Genomic DNA, 18,188 nt, shown 5'->3' on the forward strand with positions numbered 1-18,188 from the left:
GGGCGCCGGCGCGGGCGGGCTCGGCGCAGCCAGACGCGTAGCGGGCCGGTGGCCGGGTCGCCGTCGGCCGGCTTGCCGCGACGGGGGATTCCCACCCGGCTCACATGGAACCGGGCCCATCCGGAGCGTCGCGCCCGCTGAGTCGAACGGGCCGCCCCGCTCACTGGCCGATCGTCGCCCGGGCCTCGTCGAGGGTCAGTGGCGGGCTGTGGCTGGAGACGTACCAGCGGATGTCGTCGTGCAGCAGCCGCCCGACCAGCGCGAGGTCCGGCTCGTCCGCCGGCGTCCGCAGGTGCGCCGGTGGGGGATACCAGCTGTCACCGAGCAGCATGACCCCCGAGTCGGGCACCACCACGATTGCGGAGTCCGGGGCGTGCTGGCCGCCGACGTGGCGTACCAGCACTCCGGTGGGCAGCTCCACCTCGTCGGTGAAGACACGGGTGGGCGGCAGCACCCGCAGCTCGTCCCAGGAGTCGACGGCCAGCGCGCGGGCCCGGAAGCTCGGCCCGAGCCGGCGATTGCGCAGCACCTCCTCGCGTAGGTGCCGGACGCTCCACGGCCGGGTCGCCTCCGCGCGCAGCAGTTTCGCGCCGCTGACATGTCCGACGATCTCGACGTCCGGCCAGGCGCAGGCGCCCCAGACGTGGTCCCAGTGGTGGTGGGTGTAGACCAGCCAGCGGGGTGCCGGTAGGCCGGCGGCGCGCAACGCGGCCTAGATCTCCCGCGCATGCGACGGGCTCTGCCCCGCGTCCACCAGCACGCTGCCCCGCTCGTCGGCGATCACCGCAACGCCGGCCCGCACCAACTCCGGATCGGGGTCCCCCGGACAGAGCCAGACCCGCCCCGCAAGATGCTCGAACGCCACCACCACCGCACCCTACCCCCACTTTTCGCCCCACGAGCCCCGGCGATCATGCAGTTGTGGCGCCGGACGAGTGGGGCGAATGCGGAGCAAGCAACGACCACAGCTGCATGATCGCGAAGGGCGGGGGACCGGGTCAGTGGACGGCGACGACGGCGGCGTCGGCGGCGCCACGCCAGAGGGTGCCGACCTCGGTGAATCCCGCATCTCTGAGGGCGGTGCGGTGCCAGGAGGCCGGGGGCATCCATTCGGGGCTGTGCCCGGACGGGTAGATGGCGTGGCGTTGCCGCACGGACGGAGCCAGCGTCGGCTCCTGCCCGGCCTGCTGCCACCACTGTGACCAGGACAGTACGGCACCTGCGGCATGCCGGGCAGCCCGGTGCTCCTCGGCCCGGGCGAGCAGCCGCCTGGTCAACTCCGGCAGCTCGTCGTCGGGGGAAACGCCGCAGGGCACGCAGCGAGATGGTGCCGGTGCCGCCGGCAAGGTCGGGATCGGGCCGGACCGGGAGCCCCCGGTCCGGCCCGATCGTATCTGCGCAGCACCCGCGCGCCCGTGGTCAGCCTCCGCGAACGCCCGCCGACCGGCGATGCCATGATGTCCCGTGGCGAGGGCGAGGTGCCCGGCCGGAACGGATTGGAAGCAAGGTGGACCACCAGCGCACCGCCGCGCACGAGATGTTCGACGCCGACGTGGCCTCGAACCGGCTCGGCATCGAGCTGATCAGCGCCGCCGACGGCAGCGCGGTGGCCCGGATGCGGATCACCGACGGCATGGTCAACGGACACCGAATAGCGCACGGCGGTTTGGTGTTCCTCCTGGCCGACACCGCGTTCGCGCTGGCCTGCAACAGCCACGGTCCGGCCACCGTCGCCGCCGGAGCAAACATCACCTTCGTCCGCCCGGCCCGGCAGGGGGACGTGCTGGTCGCCCGGGCCAGCGAACGCACCCGGTACGGCCGCAGCGGCATCTACGACGTCACCGTGAGCCGCGAGGACGGGGAGGTGGTCGCGGAGTTCCGTGGACAGAGCCGGACCCTGCGCGCGGCAGCCTCCCCCGACGTTGGCGGACCGGAACAGGGGAAGCACGACCGGGCGCCAACAGCCGGCAAGGGACGCTGACCCGGGGTTTGGTGCCGCCGCTCCCGCCGGCCCGGGTCCACTAGCCGCCCGGGACGGATCCCGTGCGCGCTGCTGCGTGATGGCCGCGGTGTCGGGCACGATGTCCCGATGGGACACGTCGTGCTCCTCCACTCCGTGTACGGGCTGCGGCCGGCGGTGCCGGCAGCCGCCGACCGGCTGCGCGCCGCCGGCCATCAGGTGCACCGCTGTCCAGGGGCGGGCCACCTCTTCACCGACCCGACCGTTGCCGACCACGACCCGCTCGCTGCCCGGCTGACCTGAGATCGGGTGCTGGCCTTCTTGGAGCGCCGCTGACCAGGCCCCCGACCGGGGGACTGCGGGGCAGGCCCGCCGCCCCACCCGGCTCGCGCTCGTCCCGGTCGTCGAGGTGACCCGGTCGATCCGCCGGGCGAGCACGGTGCGCACCGCCCGGGGCAGCCGGGCGCCGGCGACCTGCCGCAGGACCGGATCGGCGACGTCGTACCCGCCGGTCGGCCGGAGCACCAGCAGGCCGTCGCCGGTCAGGGCGGCCAGCTCCGCCGCCGCCTGGGTCCGCGGCCAGTCGAGCACATCGGCCAGCTCCGCCCCGGTGCGGCCCGGCGCGAGCGCGGCAGCCGTCAGGGCCGCCCGCGCACCGGCGTCGAGACGATCCAGCCGGGCCTCGACCACCCGACGGACACCCTCCGGTACGGGCAGGGTCCTGCTGTCGCCTCCGGCGGGCGTACGGACGTAGGCCACGGCCCGCCCGGGGTTGCCACCGGCCACGGGGACCAGCCGGGCCGCCAGCCCGGCCGGTCGGCCGGCTCGACGCAGCAGTCGGCGCAGGAGCCGGCCGGTGGTGATGGTGTCGAGCGGAGACAGGCGCACCTTGGCCATCCCTGAATCGGGGGCGTCCAGCCTCGGCTCCTGGGTGCCGGTAGCCACCAGCACCAGTGGAAGGTCACGCTGGTCGGCCAGCTCCACCAGCGCGGCCATCTGGCGGCGCAGCGCTGGTGCGGCACGATCGAGATCGTCGACGGCGACCACTACCGGTTGCCGCCGCGCCAGGCTCAGCAGCACCTCCCGCCAGTACGTCACCGTGCGGGTCTGCGTGACCGTCGCCCCGAGCAGGTCCTCGACCGTGTCCAGGGCGGACGCCAGCAGGTCGGCCGGAACCAGACCCGTCAGGGCGGCGACGAGCCGGCGGCGTACCGTCTCGGGGCCGTCGCCGCCGCCGGCCTGGGCCAGCCCGCGGACCAGGTCCGCGACGGGCGTCAGCGGCCCCTCCGGGTAGGGCGGGCAGGTCGTCGAGCACCACCGCACCGGGACGCCGCCCAGCGTGCGGGTGCGCTGCGCGAGTTCGCGCAACAGGCGGCTGCGCCCGCTGCCGGGCGGACCGAGCAGCAGCACCCGGCGGTCGCCACGCCCGCGCACCGCCGCCGCGAGGTGCTCCCGGGCGACGGCCAGCTCCCGTCGCCGGCCGAGCAGCGGGATGTCGTGCCGTGGCGGTCGGGGACGCTCGGTGCCGACGGCGTGCCAGACGCCGACCGGCAGCGCCTTGCCGGTGACGGCCACCGCCGGGACCGGGCGCTGGGCGATCAGGCCGACGACGGCCCGATGTGTGGCCGGGCAGAGCGCCACCCCGCCGGGTGGGGCGTGCTCCTGCAACCGGGCGGCGAGGGTGATGACCGCACCGCTGGCCACGCCGTGCCCGCCGTCGTGGTCGACGGCCATGTCGACCACGGCCTCACCGGTGGCGACGCCGACCCGGACCCGCAGACCCGGTGCCGAGGCCAGCGGCCGGCGGTCCAGCGCCCGCTGGATCTCCAGCCCGGCCCGCACCGCCCGGTACGCGTCCCAGCCGTCAGCGCGGCGCGCGCCGAACAGTGCCATCACGGCGTCGCCGACGTACTTCTCCACCGCGCCGTTCCACCGCCGCAGCACCCGGGCGACGGTGCCGAAGTAGGCCCGTTGCAGGGCGCGGACGTCCTCCGGGTCGAGCCGGTCGACCAACCGGGTCGACCCGACAATGTCGACGAAGAGGACCGTGACGGTCCGCCGCTCCTCCACCACGGGCCAACGCACCCGCTCAACAGGGGGCTGACCAGCGACAACAGAAATGGGCATGGAGATCGCACCTGCCTCTCCCCCCGTACGCCGACGATGTCCGGAGCCTGTCACCACTGGTCTGACGGCGGATCGGCAGAACGACGTATGTCGGCCGAACGCAACCTTTGGTGGCAATGTCGACGCGATGAGTAGGACTGACGGGATGCACCTGTAGAACGGGGACGGAACCTGTGACTAGGCTGCGATCCATGGCCAGCGACGTGGACACCACACCGCTCGTGGGTCGGGACAACCTGATGACGACGGTACGATCCGCGCTGCTCGACCACGTCACGCCGGGGCAGACGGCGGCGGTGTTCCTGACCGGTGAGAGCGGCGTGGGTAAGACCCGCCTGCTGTACGAGGTCGGCGAGCAGTTGGGCCACGATGGTGCCCTTGTGCTCACCGGGTCCTGTCTGGACATCGGCGACGCCTCGCCGCTGCATCCCCTACGACAGGCGCTGCGCCGCCTCGACGCCGACCTCGCCCCGCCGGCCGCGGCGTCCGTCCGCGCGCTGCTCGGGGTGTTCGCCGAGGACCGGGCTGGCCCCGACGGCGCGGGCGCGTTGCTGGAGCGGGTGTCCCGCGGACTGAACGTGATCGCCGGTGGCCGCCCGCTGGTGCTCGTGCTCGACGACCTCCAGTGGGTCGACCGGACGACCCGCCAACTCCTGCTCTACCTGCTCGCCGGCCTCGGTGACCTGCAACTGTCGGTGCTGGCGGCGGTGCGGTCGGAGTCGTTGCAGGGAGCGCATCCGCTGCGTCGGGTGCTCACCGAGCTGCGCCGGCTGCGCTCGGTGCGGGTGCTCGATCTGGCCCCGCTGGATCGGGCCGGCACCGAGGAGTTGGCCACCGCCGTGATGCGTCGATCACCGGCACCGGAGGCGGCCGAGCAACTGTGGCAACGTAGCGGTGGCAATCCCTTCGTCGTCGAGGAGCTCTCCCGGGAGCTGCGCGACGGCCGCGACGGGCTCTCCGACACCCTCCGCGAGGTCTTTCTGGCCCGGGTGGACGCGCTGCCCCGACCGGCCCACCGTGCCGTGCACGCCGTCGCCGCCGGAGTGGAACCGGTGGAGCACTGGCTGCTCGCCCGGGTGGTCGGGCTGCCGGAGCACGAGCTGCTCGACGCGGTCCGGGCAGCAGTGTCCCATCGGCTGCTGGTCGGCTCGGCCGACGGCTACCGGCTACGCCATCGGCTCGTCGCCGAGGTGTTGGAGGACGAGCTGCTCCCCGCCGAGCGGGCGCTGCTGCACCGCCGCTACGCCGAGGCGTTGACCTCGGTACCGGCCGAGTTGCACCAGGCCCGGTTGGCCCATCACTGGCGGCTGGCCGGTGAGCCGGAGCGGGCGCTGCCGGCGGCGGTGGCCGCCGCCGAGGAGGCGGAGCGGCTGTACGGCTACGCCGAGGCGCATCGGCACTGGTCGGTGGCGGTGCAGTCGGCCGAGGGGCTGCCCGGTGTCGACCGGGCCACGCTGCTCGGGCGGGCGGCCGAGGCGGCCCACCACTGTGGTGAGTACGCCCGCGCGTTGACCCTGCTGGAGGAGCTGGCCGGCGCCGACACCGACCTTCCGGCCTGCGAGCTGCACATCCGGCGGGCCCGTTACCTGGCCGCCGCCGGCCGTTCCGCGTTGGCCGAGGCGGAGTATGAGCAGGCGCTCGCCGTCGCCGACTGCACACCCCGGCAGCGGGCCACCGTCGCCGCCCGGCTGGCGGAGCTGCTGCTGCAACTCGGCCGGTACGCCGAGGCGGGCCAGCGGGCGCGGGAGGCGCTGGTCCTGGCCGAGCAGGTGGACGGGGCGACCACCGAGGTGGTGCTGGCCAGCGCCGCGCTGGGCTTCTCCGAGGCGTACCGCCAGGATCCGGACACGGGCCTGGCGGTGCTGCGGCGGGCACTGGCCACCGCCGAGCGGGCCGGTCGTCCGGAGGACGTCGCGTTGGCCTACCTGCACCTGGCTGAGCTGCTGACCGGCCCGCTCAACATCCTTGAGGAGGGTGTGGTGGTCGCCCGGCGGGGTGCCGAACGAGTCGCCGAGCTGGGGCTGGGCCGGTCCTACGAGACCCGGCTGCTGGCCATCGCCACCAACGGACTGTTCCGGGTGGGGCAGTGGGCCGAAGCGGAGAAGGTGGTCGCCTCGGCTCTGCGGCACCGTCCCTCCGGCGCGGACGCCGTCGAGTTGCTGCTGGCCCGGTGCCGGCTGTCGGTCGGCTACGGCGACGTCGAGGCGGCCGACCGGGATCTGGACGCCGTGGCGACCATCCTGGCCGGCGGCGGCGCCCGGCACGTCATCCCGTTGCTCACCCTGCGAGCCGGGCTGGCCATGTGGCAGGGGCGGCACGATGTGGCCCGGCACGCGGTGCAGCGAGGTCTGACCGAGACCCGCTCCGACGACCTGGTCATCCTCGCGGTGCTGGTCTGGCACGGGCTGCGCGCCGAGGCGGAGGCGCACGCCAGCCGCACCGTGGCCGTCGATGACAAGGCGGTACGCCGGCTGCGGGGAATCGCCGACCGGGTGGCGGTACGCAGCGAGCGGGCGGCCCGGCCGGTGCGCTATGTGATCGACGGCTACCTGGTGTTGTGCGCCGCCGAGGTGAGCCGGCTCGATGGGGCCGATCCAGAGCATTGGGCGCGGGCGGCGGCCGAGTGGGATCACCGTAACCACCCGTACCCGGCGGCGTACTCCCGCCTGCGGCAGGCCGAGGCGCTGCTGGCCAGCCGCCGCAAGGCCGCCACCGCCGGGAAGCTGCTGCGCCAGGCGTACCAGATGGCGCAGGCGCTGGGGGCGGTGCCGTTGACCGACGAGATCCGTACGCTCGCCGGGCGGGCCCGGGTCGCGTTGGAGGAGCGCGGCGCTGCCGAGTCCGCGATGTCCGGCGGGGCGGTCGGTGAGGAGTTGGCCGCCCTGACCGCGCGGGAGCGTGAGGTGCTGGCCGCGGTGGCCGAAGGGCTGACCAACAGGGAGATCGGCCAGCGGCTGTTCATCAGCGAGCGGACCATCGGCGTCCACGTGTCACACATCTTCGACAAACTCCAGGTACGTACCCGGGTGCAGGCGAGCGCCATCTTCCTGCGTAGTCGGGCGTAGGTGTCGGATACGTCGTTCTACTGATGTCCGCGCGGCGGACGCCTGAAAGGCTGGGCCCGGCGTCGCAACGGGCACGACGACGTCGGCGAGCAGCAGCCTGGAGGGGACATGAGTGAGCGTGGTGGGTGTGGTGAGCCGGCGTGGGGGCCGGTGCACCGGGACATCGTCGACCTGCTGGCCGATCATCCGACCGACGTGCCCGCCGTCGTCGACCATCTGACCAAGCTGCAGGACATGCTGGTCCGGCTGCCTCCGCTGCTGCACAGCTGCCCGCTGGCGGACTTCAACAAGCTGTACCTCACCATCACCTCCAGCGTCCTGGACGGGCTGTACGCCGATCGGTTCGTCGATCCGGTCTTCCTGTCCCGGCTGGACGTCGAGTTCGCGGCCCGCTATTTCGATTCGTTACGGATGTGGAGCGACGCCAGCCCGAGCACGCCCCGGGCCTGGGCGTGCCTGTTCGAGCGGATGCGCGGGCCGGACGCCCGACCGTTGCCCTCGGCGGCGGCCGGCGTCAACGCGCACATCAACTTCGACCTGCCGTTCGCGCTCGTCACCACCTTCGACCACCTGGAGTCCGAACCGGTCGACGGCAGCGACCAGCACCATGACTATCTGGAAATCAACAAGATCTTCGCTGACAAGATCCCCGGCCTGCGCCGGGGGTACCTCGAGCAGTGGCAACTGCTCATCGACATGCTCAACGGCGAGATCGACGACTGGTATCAGGGCGAGCTGATCCACTACACGCGCGATGTCGCCTGGCGCAACGCGCAGCGGATCTGGCGGTGCCGGCACGACCCGCACCAGCACGAGCGCGAGCGCAGGCGGCTCGACGACACGGCCGCCGCGCTCGGTCGGTTGCTGCTGTCGCCCCTCGGGGCGTTCCTGCAGTGACCGGGACGGGGGGTCCCCGCGCCTCGTCCAGCTGAGGGGCGCGGGGGCATCCGGCCCGAGATCCGGACGAGCGACGTCCGGAGGTGGTCACGGGGGACCAGGGGGAAGCACGGGGGACCACGGGGGGGAGCACGGGGGAAGCACGGGGGGAGCACGGGGGGACCACGGGGGACCACGGGGAAACAGGGGCCGGCCGGCCCGGGGGGTGTCGGCCGGCCCCTGCGGGGTACGCCGCGACCATGACCGCTGTGTCCCGGCACCGTCCTGCCGCCCGGCCGCGACCGCGCCCCGCCGCCCCACCCCGCCCAGCGCGGCCGGGAGACCGCGCCGGCCGCGGAGCCCGGGGATGACAGTTCGGGTTTTCCAGTTCCGCTTCGAGCCGCGGTTCCGCTGGCTGCTGGCGCTGATCGGTGTCCGGCCCGGCACCGCCTGGGTGCGGGTGGACTCCGCCCAACTGCTGGTCCGGTTCGGCCCCTGGCAGCTGCGTACCGGGCGGGAGAACGTCGCGGGCGTGGAGATCGGCGGCCCGTACCGCTGGTGGCGGGTGGTCGGCCCGCACCTGTCCGGCACCGACACCGGCGTCACCTTCGGCACCACCACGACCGCTGGGCTCTGCGTCCGATTCGTGCGACCGGTGCCCGCCCTGCTGCCCGGCCGGTGGCCCCGGCATCCCGGGATGACGGTCACCGTGACCGACCCCGCCGACCTGGCCCGGGCGCTGACCGCACCGGACGGCGGCTGACCGGTAGCGGACCGAACCACCACCTACGGTCTGTCCGACAACGGTGAGGCGGGGACATTGGGGGACCAGACGAGAGCGCGACGGGGCCGGGAACGCCGCCGCCCGGCGGCCGGTACACCGGAACCGGAGTTGCGTGCCGCGCGGGACCCGACGCGCAAGGGGGAACGGGCGGGGCGGAGGGTCACCGTGCCCGAGCGGGTGGCCGTCCCGACCGGCCCGGCGAGATCGGAGAGTCGGCTGCGTCGGTGGTTGTTCGTCCACCAGGTGCAGCCGGTCGGACCGGAGACCGCCGAGGGGCAGGCCCGTTCGCACGCCTGGTGGCGGGTGATGTGCCTGACCGGCGTCGACTACTTCTCCACCCTGTCCTACCTGCCCGGCATCGCCGCCTTGGCCGCCGGTGCGCTGTCGCCCGTGGCAACCCTGCTGATCGTGGCACTGACCCTTTTCGGAATGCTGCCGATGTACCGTCGGGTGGCCGGAGACAGCCCGCATGGCCAGGGGTCGGTGGCGATGCTGGAACGCCTGCTGCCGTTCTGGCGCGGCAAGATTTTCGTGCTGGTGCTGCTCGGTTTCGTCGCCACCTCGTGGATCGTCACGATCACGCTCTCCTCGGCGGACGCCACCGTGCACGTGCTGCAGAACCCGTACCTGCCGGAGTGGTTCGGCGGCACCGGCGTCGCCGTCGGGGTGACCGTGGGCCTGCTGCTGATTCTCGGCGCGGTGTTCCTGCTCGGCTTTCGGGAAGCCGTGGCGGTGGCCGTCCCGCTGGTGGCCGCCTTCCTCGGCCTGAACGCGGTGATCGTGGGGGTGTCGCTCGTCGAACTGGCCGGCGATCCCCGTCCGCTGGGAGACTGGACGGCGGCGCTGACCGCGGGCGGCGGTCCGGGCCAGGTGGCGGTGACCGCGGCGCTGGCGTTTCCGCTGCTGGTGTTGGGCCTGTCCGGGTTCGAGACCGGGGTCAGCATGATGCCGCTGGTGGCGGGGAAGGGGCCCGACGCGCCGGCCCGCCTGGCCGCCCGGATCCGCAACACCCGGCGGCTGCTCACCGTCGCCGCGGCCATCATGTCGGTCTACCTGCTCTCGACCACCTTCGTCACCGCGGTGCTCATCCCGCCAGAGGCGTTCGCGCCGGGCGGGGCCGCCAACGGACGGGCGCTGGCCTATCTCGCCCACGAGCAGGTGGGTGAGGCGTTCGGAACGGTCTACGACGTGAGCAGCGTGCTGATCCTCTGGTTCGCCGGTGCGTCGGCGATGGCCGGGCTGATCAACATCGTGCCGCGCTACCTGCCCTCCTACGGCATGGCGCCGGAGTGGGCGCGCGCGGTGCGCCCGGTGGTGATCGTCTACACGCTGGTCTGCATCGCGCTGACCCTCGTGTTCCGCGCCGATGTCGACGCGCAGGCTGGGGCGTACGCCACCGGGATCCTGGCGATGATGGTGTCGGCGGCCGTGGCGGTGGCCATCGCCGCCGCCGGCCGCCGGCAACGCGGCGTCGCCGCCGGCTTCACGGTGCTCACCCTGGTGCTGCTGTACGCGCTGGTCGAGAACGTGATCGAGAAGCCGGACGGGATCGCCATCTCCGGACTGTTCATCCTCGGCATCATCGCCGTCTCGCTGGTGTCCCGGGTGACCCGCACCACCGAGCTGCGGGCGGAGCGGGTCGAGTTCGACGAGACGGCGCGGCGGTTCATCGCCGACTCGGTGGCCCATGACGGGCGGCTGCACGTGATCGCCCACAAGCGGCGCAGCGGGGCGATCAAGGAGTACACCATCAAGGAGCGCGCGCAGCGGGGTCTGAACCCGGTGCCGGGGGCGACCGACGTGCTCTTCCTGGAGATCGACGTGGTGGATCCGTCCGGGTTCCGTCACGTGCTGCGGGTGTGCGGCGTCGAGGTGGGGGGCTACCGGGTGCTGCGGGCCAGCAGCCCGGCGGCACCGAACGCCATCGCGGCGATCCTGCTGGCGCTGCGGGACGCCACCGGCGTACGGCCGCACGCCCACTTCGAGTGGTCGGAGGGGAACCCGATCGCTCACCTGTTGCGCTATCTCATTCTCGGGCGGGGGGACACCCCACCGGTGGTACGCGAGATTCTGCGCAAGTCCGAGCCGGATCCCGCCCGCCGTCCCGGCATTCACGTCGGGGGTTGAGCGAGCGGCGCTACCGATGTCCGCGGTGCCGGCTCCGGGTAAATGTGAAGCCGAATGGACTACTCATTCACTTATGCCTGATTTGTGTCATGTGTAGCCGTACGGTGGCCTCTGGTGGCTGAGGCGATGTCAGCCACCCCGCGCCCGATTCGGTGCGGCCGTGTTCGCGCATGCACGAGAGGCAGGAGCGCTGATGTCCACGTACCAAGGGAGCCGTGGGTCCGCCCGACCCGGTCGGCGGTCCCGGTGGTTGCTGGCCGGTGGCCTGGTGGCGGGCAGCCTGGTGGCCGGAGCGGCGGGCCTGACCGCCGTCACCGCCTCGACCGCCGACCGTGGCCCGGCGGCACCGAGCCCGGGCCAGCCCGCCGCGATGTTTCAGGATGACGTACCCGGAGCCGACGAGTCGCCGCAACGCCGGGGGCAGGACCGGCAACGGCCGGAGTGGCGACACGAGCCGGACGCTACCCCGCCCGACCAGGGAGGTGCGACCGGCCGGTCGAGCGGTCACCACGGGCGCGCACCGGACGGCACGGTGGTGCCCGTGCCCTGCGACTCCGCCCGGCTCGTCGTGGCGCTGGTGCGGGCGAACGCCGAGGGTGGTGCCACGCTGCGACTGGCGGAGAAGTGCACCTACACGTTGACCCACGCGTTCCAGCAGCCCGACGAATACGACGGCGGCATCCGCGACGCGCGGGAGGCCGCGGACGCCGCCGAGAACCCTGGCGACGCCGAGGCGCCACCGCGCAACCCCGCCGACGACAAGTCCGGCCTGCCGGTGATCTACCACGGGATCACCATCGAAGGCTCCGGCGCGACCATCGCCCGGGGGGTTGACACCCCCGACTTCCGCTTCTTCACCGTCCGCGACGGCGGCGAACTGACCCTCCGGAATGTCACCCTGCACAACGGCCGCTCGGCGGCGGAGGGTGGCAGCATCCACATCGTGCACGGCGCCACGGCGGTCGTCGAAGGGGTCACCGTCGTCGGCAGCACCTCGCTGTCGGCGGAGGGCGGTGGCGGCGCCATCTTCAACGACGGCAACCTCCGGATCAGCGACAGCAAACTGATCGGCAACCGGGCCGCCGGCACCCAGGGCAAGGGCGGGGGCCTGCTCAACGGCGGCGTCATGACCATGCACCGCACCGAGTTCCGGCACAACAGCGCGGTCAGCTACGGCGGTGGCCTGGCCAACTTCCGGGCTGCGGGGGACGTCTACTCCTCCACCTTCGTGCAGAACAACGCCGGTCAGGGCGGCGGTGTGGCCAGCTTCTCCGCCCGTACCAAGGTCTTCGACACGCTGGTGGCGCAGAACAGCGCCGAGATCGGCGGTGGCCTGGCCAACTCCGACGCGGTGCTGGTGCTGCGGCAGCTGACGGTCCGCGACAACGTCGCCACCGTCTCCGGCGGCGGCATCTCCACCGTCCAGGGTTTGCTGCCACTGGACGACAGTGTGGTCAGCGACAACACCACCCGCGGCAACGGCGGCGGCATTTACGCCGAGAAGTCGAATCTGCTCGTGCGGGGCAGCGACGTCAAGCGCAACGCCGCGGTCGGCAAGCGGTCGCAGGGGGCGGGGCTGTTCGTGACGGCGGGCTCGACCTCGTTCTACCGCAGCCACGTGATCGGCAACCAGTCCACCGTCAAGGCGGGCGGGATCCAGGCCGAGCGGGCCCAGGTCAAGATCGATGACGACAGCGTCGTCATCGAGAACAGTCCGACCAACTGCGCGGGCAGCAAGGTGCCGGTGGCGCACTGCTTCCGCTGAGCCGTACGGCCGGTATCCGCGACGACGACCAGGGCCCGTGTCCGAAGCCGGCACGGGCCCTGGTCGTGCGTCACCGGGCTCACTCAGAGGGCTGGGGCAGTTCGCAGTCGATCTTCGGGTTGGCGCCGATGTAGTTGAGCGGCCCGGCGGCGATGGTCACCAGGATCGTGCCGACCTCGGCGCAGTTGGTTTCCTCGTCGCTGTAGTAGCCGCGCTGACCGGCGGCGATGGCGCCGATGACGAGCCAGATCACCACGAGGACTCCGAATATCGACGTGCCGCGCATGTTTCCTCCACGAGTCGGTGGTCGGGTTGCAAGGTGTGGGCCTTGTACCCAGACGCGCCGAGCGGCTAACGGAGGTCGCAGCGACCTACGGCGGCATGGGCGTCTCGGGCGGATGACCGCGGCTGTGCCGCAGGTCGACAAGCGCCACCCCGGCGAGCACCAGCAGCGCGGCCAGCGAGGCACTGAGTGCCGGCAGAAACAGTATCGCGGGTGCCACGGCCAGCAGCGCCACCACGCCGCCGGGCCGCGACCACGACACCCGGTTGAACACCTCGCGTTCGAAGAGGGCCCGACCGACCAGGAACAGCGCCGGGCCGCCGAGCATGATCGCCGCCCATTCGGGCGGGGTCCGCGCGGGCAGGGTGTGAGTGTGCAGCACCAGCTCGAAGCCGGCCGCCGTGGCGACCACCCCGGCGACCATCAACAGGTGGGTGTAGGGGGAGGTGTTCAGGAAGCGGGTCGGCACCCTCGTGGCCTTGATGGCGACGGGCAGCAGCTCTCCGGCCTTGTGCACGTAGATGCGCCAGAGCAGCAGGGTGGTGGCGTAGGCCAGCAGCAGCGCCACGCCGTCTTCGAACTCCGAGTGATTCCTGGTGTAGGCCATGCCGATGACGAGGATCGCGTCGCCCAGGGCGATGGTGTAGAACTGCTGATACCGCTCGGCCAGATGCTCGGCGGTCAGTCTGAACAGGGCGGCGGGGACGCTGCCCAGCCCGGGCACCGGGTAGGACAGCCGCAGCCCGAGGTAGTCGAGGCCGAGGGCGAGTAGCCACAGCGCCATTCGGGCGTCCCCGGAGACGAACGCGCCGCCGATCCACGGCACCGCCGACAACGCGAACCAGCAGAAGATCCTGGCCGCCCGTCGTTGGACCTGCGGGTCGTTGCGCACCGCGGGAATGATGAACAACCCGCGCCCGAGGTGGATGGCGACGTACGCACCGGCGAAGGTGAGCCCCCGATCGCCGAACGCCTTGGGGATCGCGCTGGCCATCAGCAGCACCCCGAACATCACCGCGAGCACCAGGGCCTTGATCTCGGTGCGCTCCGGGTCGTACAGGTCGGTGACCAGGCTGGTGATCGTCCAGGTCCACCACACCGCGGCCAGCAGGATCAGCGCCTGGCCGGCCTGGTGCCAGTTGATCTCCTCGGCCAGCCCGCGCGAGATGAGCGCCAACGCGACGACGTAGACCAGGTCGAAGAAGAGTTCCAGGAGGGTGACCCGGCGGGTGGTGGAGGCGCTGCGGGTGAGAGGTCGCCGTGGATTCTCGGGCTGTTGCTGGGCGGACGGCACGGACGACTCCCGGCAACCGGCGACAGTGCGGCTTGCCGGCTTGGCCGGCGTACCGACCGTAGCGGCGTTCCGGCCGGAGCGCGTCCTGATCGAACTCGGTCACCGGAACGGCGTACACCGGAGCCGCCGGTCGCGGGCCCCGCGACCGGCGGCTCCGTGACCGGCGGCCCGGGGGTCGTCAGGACTCGCTGTCGGCCGGTGCGGCCAGCACCTTCGCCTGCTGAGGCCAGGTGGCCAGGCTGGCGGTGGCGCGCAACCCGGCGCTCTTGACGGTCTCCCGCAGCGCGGCCTCGTCCAGCTCGGCCAGCTGCCGGTAGGTCCGGATGCCCGCGCCGTGCAGCGCCGCCGCCATCTTCGGCCCGACCCCCTGGATGCGCCGGAAGTCGTCGGTCTGGGCGGCTACCGGTTCCGCCGCGACCGGATCGACTACCCCGGCCGGCTCGGCCGCGACGGTCGGCTCGGTGGTGACGGTCGGCTCGGCCGCGACGGTCGGCTCGGCCGCGACGGTCGGCTCGGTGGTGACGGTCGGCTCGGCCGCGACGGTCGGCTCGGTGGTGACCGGGTCGGCTGCGCCGGATGCCGCTGCGGATCCGGTGGTGTCCTTTGGCCGGACCGGCGGGGTGGCGACCGTCGATCGCGGTTCCGCGGTCGCGTCCACCGTCGGTCCCTCGGGGACGGACGTCGGATCGACCTCGCCGGTGAGCGGTTCGCTGGCCCGCGTCGCCTCGGCGGGCGCATCGGTCGCCGGCGCCTCGGTGGTGCCGCCGGTCGGCTCCGCGACGGTCGGGGTGGGCTCAACCTCGGTTGGCTCGGGCCGCGCCGGAGTAGTGGTTTCGGTGGTGTCGTCGCTCGCCGTACCGGCCGTCGGCGCGGGCGGTTCCGCCCGCCGACCGCGCAGCAGTACCCAGCCCACCGCCAGCCCCGCCAGCAGCGCCACGAGCAGTATCAGCCAGCTCCCGAAGGACTCGCCCACGGTATCCCTCCCTGAGGTTCACGTCCGGATCGTCGCGAGAAAAACTCGCCGCAGCTTCGCACACGCGCGGCCGGGACGACAGGCAGGTCAGGTAACAGTCCGTACCGGACTGGCGGAGGCTACGGCAGGTGTCCGGTTCGGGACGGACGGTACGGCGGTCGCCGGGTGTGGACATACCGTGGCCCCGGCACCAGGTCGGGTGCCGGGGCCACGATGAGAATCAGTCCTGCTCACCTCGGTAGGTGTAGAAGTCGTCGATGAACTTGCGCCGCAACCGGGGAACCCGGCTGGTGACCCGGAAGTAGCCCCGGGCGCCGAGCAGCGCGAGCCGTCCGAACACCGGCTGGTACATGCGATCGTCACCGTTGGTGCCGCTGCGCCCCAGCGAGTCGGCGACCCGGGCGAAGCCGTACGGCGCCATTGCCGCCTCGTAGTCGGCCACCGCCTGCACCAGGTTCTTCTTGCCGGCGGCGGCGAGGATCAGCTGTCGCCGCAGCAGGTTCGCGTCGCGCAGTGCGGTGTTGGCCCCCACGCCGCGCCCCGGCGTCATGGTGTGGATCGCGTCACCGAGCAGGGTGACGGTGCTGCTTCTCCAGGGCGGCACCGGCTCCGAGGTGGACACCCGGATCGGCAGGGCGCTCTCCGGGTCCGCCAGGCTGAGCAGCTCCCGCAGGTGAGGGTGCCAGTTGGTGGTCAGCTCCAGAGCCACGTCGATCAGCTCCCTGCCCCGGCGACGCAGCACGTCGGACGGGAAGCGGCGGGCCGTGCTCCACACCACCAGGTTGATGTTGTCGCGGGTGGGGTCGTGTCGCAGCCCGGGCCAGTCGGTGAGCAGTTTCGCGTCCGCCGAGCTGGTCTCCGGTTTCAGGCAGCCGTCGCGGTCCCACTTGAACTCCATCACGTGCAGTACGCCCATCACCCCGCCGGTGCCGAAGACCAACGAGATGCCCCGCTGCACGCTCTCCGGCAGTAGGGACCGGGTGTGCGCGGTGAGTGGTACCCGGGTGGCGATGTTGACCGTGCCAGCGTCCCGGATGACCGCGTGCGGCAGGTACTGCCGGCGAACCGCCGAGTGTGTGCCGTCCGCCGCCACGAGCAGGTCGCCGGTGGCGGTGCCACCGTCGGCGAAGTGGGCGGTGACCGTCCCGTCGTCGTGCTGCTCGTACCGGGTGAAGGTGCGGTCGAAGTGCACCACGTCCTCCAATCCGGTGAGCAGCACCTGGCGCAGCGTCATCCGGGCCACGGACCGTTCCGTGTCGACCGGGTGGGTGTCCGGTCGCAGCGGAAAGGACGCGGTGTGGCGCATCTTCTCGCTGAGCACGTTGAAATAGCGGGGGGAGCGGGCGCAGGTGGCCAGGTAGATCTCGAACAGCTCCGGCGGTAGGCAGTCACGCAGGGCCCGACTGCCGGTGGGACCGATGCCCACCCGATAGCCGAGCAGTCCCTCGCCCCTGGCCCGGTGTCGTTCGTAGACCGCCACGCCGATTCCGGCCCGGCGCAGCCCGTGGGCCAGGCAGAGGCCGCCGGTGCCGGCGCCGATGACCAGGACGTGCGGTGCCCGGGTCGTCATGTTTCCGCCCGGTCAGCCGGCCACACGCGGTGCCGGAACGTCCGCGGCGTCCCAGCGGTAGAAGCAGTTGGCGATCGCGTCGCGCGGCGAGCGCCAGGTGGGCAGGTACGGCGAGGTGTGTGCGGACAGCCGCTGGTTGACCTGCTGGTACAACGGATGGTTGCGGGCCGCCGCGAGGGCGTCCGCGCCGACGTCGTCGGTCTCCATCAGGTGGACGCACAGGTCGTGCAGGCAGTACAGGGACCGGTGGCGGACCCCGGTCAGGCTGGGCAGTTCGGTTTCGTCGGACTCGGCGAAGATCTGCGCCACGCGACCCTCCGCGCCCGGGATGACTCTGCTGACGATCACTAGACGGCTCATCGGATCCCTCTCACCGGTGGTTCGGCCCGGACGGACACGGGGTGCCGGGCCGCTGTCGTCCCACCCTGTCGCCCGCGCAGTCACCTGCCCGTCAACGTTCGGGATCGGTGCGGTGACGCATGGTCAACGGGCCCGGAGCGGCGTTGCGGGTGACCACGTGCTGGCGGGGTCCGCTGGTCGGCCGGCTGGCGCGTCGGATGGGGTCGAGGGTCTCCGCGAGCAGCGCGCTCATCGCCGGTGACGGCTCCAGGCGCAGTTCCCGCAGTAGCAGATCCCGGTAGACGTAATAGGCGTGCACCGCCTCGAAGGCGTTGCCCTCGGCGAGGTGAATGCGCACGACCAGCCGGTGCGGCGTCTCGCGTAACGGCTCGGCGGCCATCGCCTCCAGCGCCGCCTCCAACGCCTCGCCGTGCCGCCCGGCGGCCAGGTGTTGGCCGGCGACCTGTTCCAGCATGTGCAGTCGGAGTTGGCGCAGCCGTTCCCGGTCGGCCAGCACCCAGTCGTCGTACCAGCCGGGCAGCAGGTCGTGCCGGCCGGCGGCGAGGGCCTCCGGGGCGTCGCCCGGTGCGTGGCCGTCGCGTACCCGGCCGGCGGTGTCGACGAGCAGGTCGACGTCGACCCGGACCAGCGGGTCGAGGCGGACGGTGTCGGCGGCGGTGCTCAGCGGGCAGTACGGATCCTGACGCAGTCGCCACAGTGCGGTCCGCAGTGACGACAGCGCCCGTTCCTCGGTGGCTTCCGGCCAGAGCAGGCCGGCGAGGTGGGTGCGGGTGGCCCCGGGTCGCAGCCCGATCAGCGCGATGATCCGTTGCAGGCCGCGGGGCACCACCACCGGGATGTCGCCGTGGGTCAGGCGGAAGCCGCCGAGCAGATGCAGCCGGATGTCGGCGTCGTGGGGTTGGCCGGCGGTGGGCGTGGGCGAAACGGCGGCCACGGCGGCACCCCCTGCGGAACGCGTCGGTTGCGGGTCTCGGCCGGGTCCCGGTGTGGCCGCCGTGACGCCA

General features: G+C 72.6%; 14 protein-coding genes and 2 pseudogenes. 6 read left to right on the forward strand and 10 right to left on the reverse strand.

Annotation, left to right across the window (positions count from 1 at the left end; all coding sequences use genetic code 11):
• Positions 1–160: 160 nt before the first annotated feature.
• The 3 genes from AC2CHE_RS18210 to AC2CHE_RS18220 form a co-directional block, all read right to left on the reverse strand.
• Positions 161–706 carry an MBL fold metallo-hydrolase gene (locus AC2CHE_RS18210; RefSeq protein WP_484506095.1) on the reverse strand — a complete coding sequence of 182 codons (546 nt, stop codon included), beginning with the start codon at positions 704–706 and terminating at the stop codon, positions 161–163.
• A 6-nt stretch (positions 707–712) separates the two neighbouring features.
• On the reverse strand, positions 713–868 hold the full coding sequence (locus AC2CHE_RS18215; protein WP_484506096.1) for a hypothetical protein: 156 nt from the start codon (positions 866–868) through the stop codon (positions 713–715).
• Between the two features lie 130 nt (positions 869–998).
• Positions 999–1,316 carry a hypothetical protein gene (locus tag AC2CHE_RS18220; RefSeq protein ID WP_484506097.1) on the reverse strand — a complete coding sequence of 106 codons (318 nt, stop codon included), beginning with the start codon at positions 1,314–1,316 and terminating at the stop codon, positions 999–1,001.
• A gap of 221 nt (positions 1,317–1,537) precedes the next feature.
• On the opposite strand from AC2CHE_RS18220, the pseudogene paaI reads away from it, so the two are divergent.
• Positions 1,538–1,900 (forward strand): annotated as a pseudogene (gene paaI, locus AC2CHE_RS18225) (hydroxyphenylacetyl-CoA thioesterase PaaI); the annotation flags it as partial.
• 1,053 nt (positions 1,901–2,953) lie between these two features.
• On the opposite strand, the pseudogene AC2CHE_RS18230 reads toward paaI, so the two are convergent.
• Positions 2,954–4,087: pseudogene (locus AC2CHE_RS18230) on the reverse strand (adenylate/guanylate cyclase domain-containing protein); the annotation flags it as partial.
• Between the two features lie 191 nt (positions 4,088–4,278).
• On the opposite strand from AC2CHE_RS18230, the gene AC2CHE_RS18235 reads away from it, so the two are divergent.
• The 5 genes from AC2CHE_RS18235 (at position 4,279) to AC2CHE_RS18255 (ending at position 12,704) form a co-directional block, all read left to right on the forward strand.
• Positions 4,279–7,152, forward strand: coding sequence for a helix-turn-helix transcriptional regulator (locus tag AC2CHE_RS18235; protein WP_484506098.1), 2,874 nt, complete (start codon positions 4,279–4,281; stop codon positions 7,150–7,152).
• Positions 7,153–7,260: 108 nt separating this feature from the next.
• Positions 7,261–8,049 (forward strand): DUF5995 family protein, encoded by a 789-nt coding sequence (locus AC2CHE_RS18240; protein ID WP_484506099.1) that lies wholly within the window; start codon positions 7,261–7,263, stop codon positions 8,047–8,049.
• Positions 8,050–8,395: 346 nt separating this feature from the next.
• Positions 8,396–8,791 carry a hypothetical protein gene (locus AC2CHE_RS18245; RefSeq protein WP_484506100.1) on the forward strand — a complete coding sequence of 132 codons (396 nt, stop codon included), beginning with the start codon at positions 8,396–8,398 and terminating at the stop codon, positions 8,789–8,791.
• A 57-nt stretch (positions 8,792–8,848) separates the two neighbouring features.
• Entirely contained in the window at positions 8,849–10,939 is a 2,091-nt protein-coding gene (locus AC2CHE_RS18250; protein ID WP_484506101.1) for an APC family permease, read from the forward strand.
• Positions 10,940–11,132: 193 nt separating this feature from the next.
• Positions 11,133–12,704 (forward strand): right-handed parallel beta-helix repeat-containing protein, encoded by a 1,572-nt coding sequence (locus AC2CHE_RS18255; protein ID WP_484506102.1) that lies wholly within the window; start codon positions 11,133–11,135, stop codon positions 12,702–12,704.
• A 79-nt stretch (positions 12,705–12,783) separates the two neighbouring features.
• Here AC2CHE_RS18255 and AC2CHE_RS18260 read toward each other — a convergent pair whose 3' ends face one another.
• From AC2CHE_RS18260 to AC2CHE_RS18285, 6 genes are all read right to left on the reverse strand, one after another.
• Complete coding sequence (locus AC2CHE_RS18260) at positions 12,784–12,990, reverse strand: hypothetical protein (protein WP_484506103.1); 207 nt, start codon at positions 12,988–12,990, stop codon at positions 12,784–12,786.
• A gap of 85 nt (positions 12,991–13,075) precedes the next feature.
• Complete coding sequence (locus AC2CHE_RS18265; RefSeq protein WP_484506104.1) at positions 13,076–14,281, reverse strand: low temperature requirement protein A; 1,206 nt, start codon at positions 14,279–14,281, stop codon at positions 13,076–13,078.
• Positions 14,282–14,459: 178 nt separating this feature from the next.
• Positions 14,460–15,254, reverse strand: a complete 795-nt coding sequence (locus AC2CHE_RS18270) for a helix-hairpin-helix domain-containing protein (protein WP_484506105.1) — start codon at positions 15,252–15,254, stop codon at positions 14,460–14,462.
• A 220-nt stretch (positions 15,255–15,474) separates the two neighbouring features.
• Positions 15,475–16,824, reverse strand: a complete 1,350-nt coding sequence (locus tag AC2CHE_RS18275; protein ID WP_484506106.1) for an FAD-dependent oxidoreductase — start codon at positions 16,822–16,824, stop codon at positions 15,475–15,477.
• A gap of 12 nt (positions 16,825–16,836) precedes the next feature.
• The gene (locus AC2CHE_RS18280) at positions 16,837–17,184 is read right to left on the reverse strand and encodes a TcmI family type II polyketide cyclase (protein WP_484506107.1); all 348 of its coding nucleotides are present in this window, start codon (positions 17,182–17,184) and stop codon (positions 16,837–16,839) included.
• A gap of 91 nt (positions 17,185–17,275) precedes the next feature.
• Positions 17,276–18,118 (reverse strand): AfsR/SARP family transcriptional regulator, encoded by an 843-nt coding sequence (locus tag AC2CHE_RS18285; protein ID WP_484506108.1) that lies wholly within the window; start codon positions 18,116–18,118, stop codon positions 17,276–17,278.
• Positions 18,119–18,188: the final 70 nt, after the last annotated feature.

This window comes from Micromonospora sp. ATLC16, from assembly GCF_057196645.1.

Coding starts and splice junctions, on each gene's coding strand:
- AC2CHE_RS18280 (WP_484506107.1), bottom strand. CDS start 17,184: ATGAGCCGTCTAGTGATCGTCAGCAGAGTCATCCCGGGCGCGGAGGGT.
- AC2CHE_RS18245 (WP_484506100.1), top strand. CDS start 8,396: ATGACAGTTCGGGTTTTCCAGTTCCGCTTCGAGCCGCGGTTCCGCTGG.
- AC2CHE_RS18240 (WP_484506099.1), top strand. CDS start 7,261: ATGAGTGAGCGTGGTGGGTGTGGTGAGCCGGCGTGGGGGCCGGTGCAC.
- AC2CHE_RS18260 (WP_484506103.1), bottom strand. CDS start 12,990: ATGCGCGGCACGTCGATATTCGGAGTCCTCGTGGTGATCTGGCTCGTC.
- AC2CHE_RS18275 (WP_484506106.1), bottom strand. CDS start 16,824: ATGACGACCCGGGCACCGCACGTCCTGGTCATCGGCGCCGGCACCGGC.
- AC2CHE_RS18235 (WP_484506098.1), top strand. CDS start 4,279: ATGGCCAGCGACGTGGACACCACACCGCTCGTGGGTCGGGACAACCTG.
- AC2CHE_RS18255 (WP_484506102.1), top strand. CDS start 11,133: ATGTCCACGTACCAAGGGAGCCGTGGGTCCGCCCGACCCGGTCGGCGG.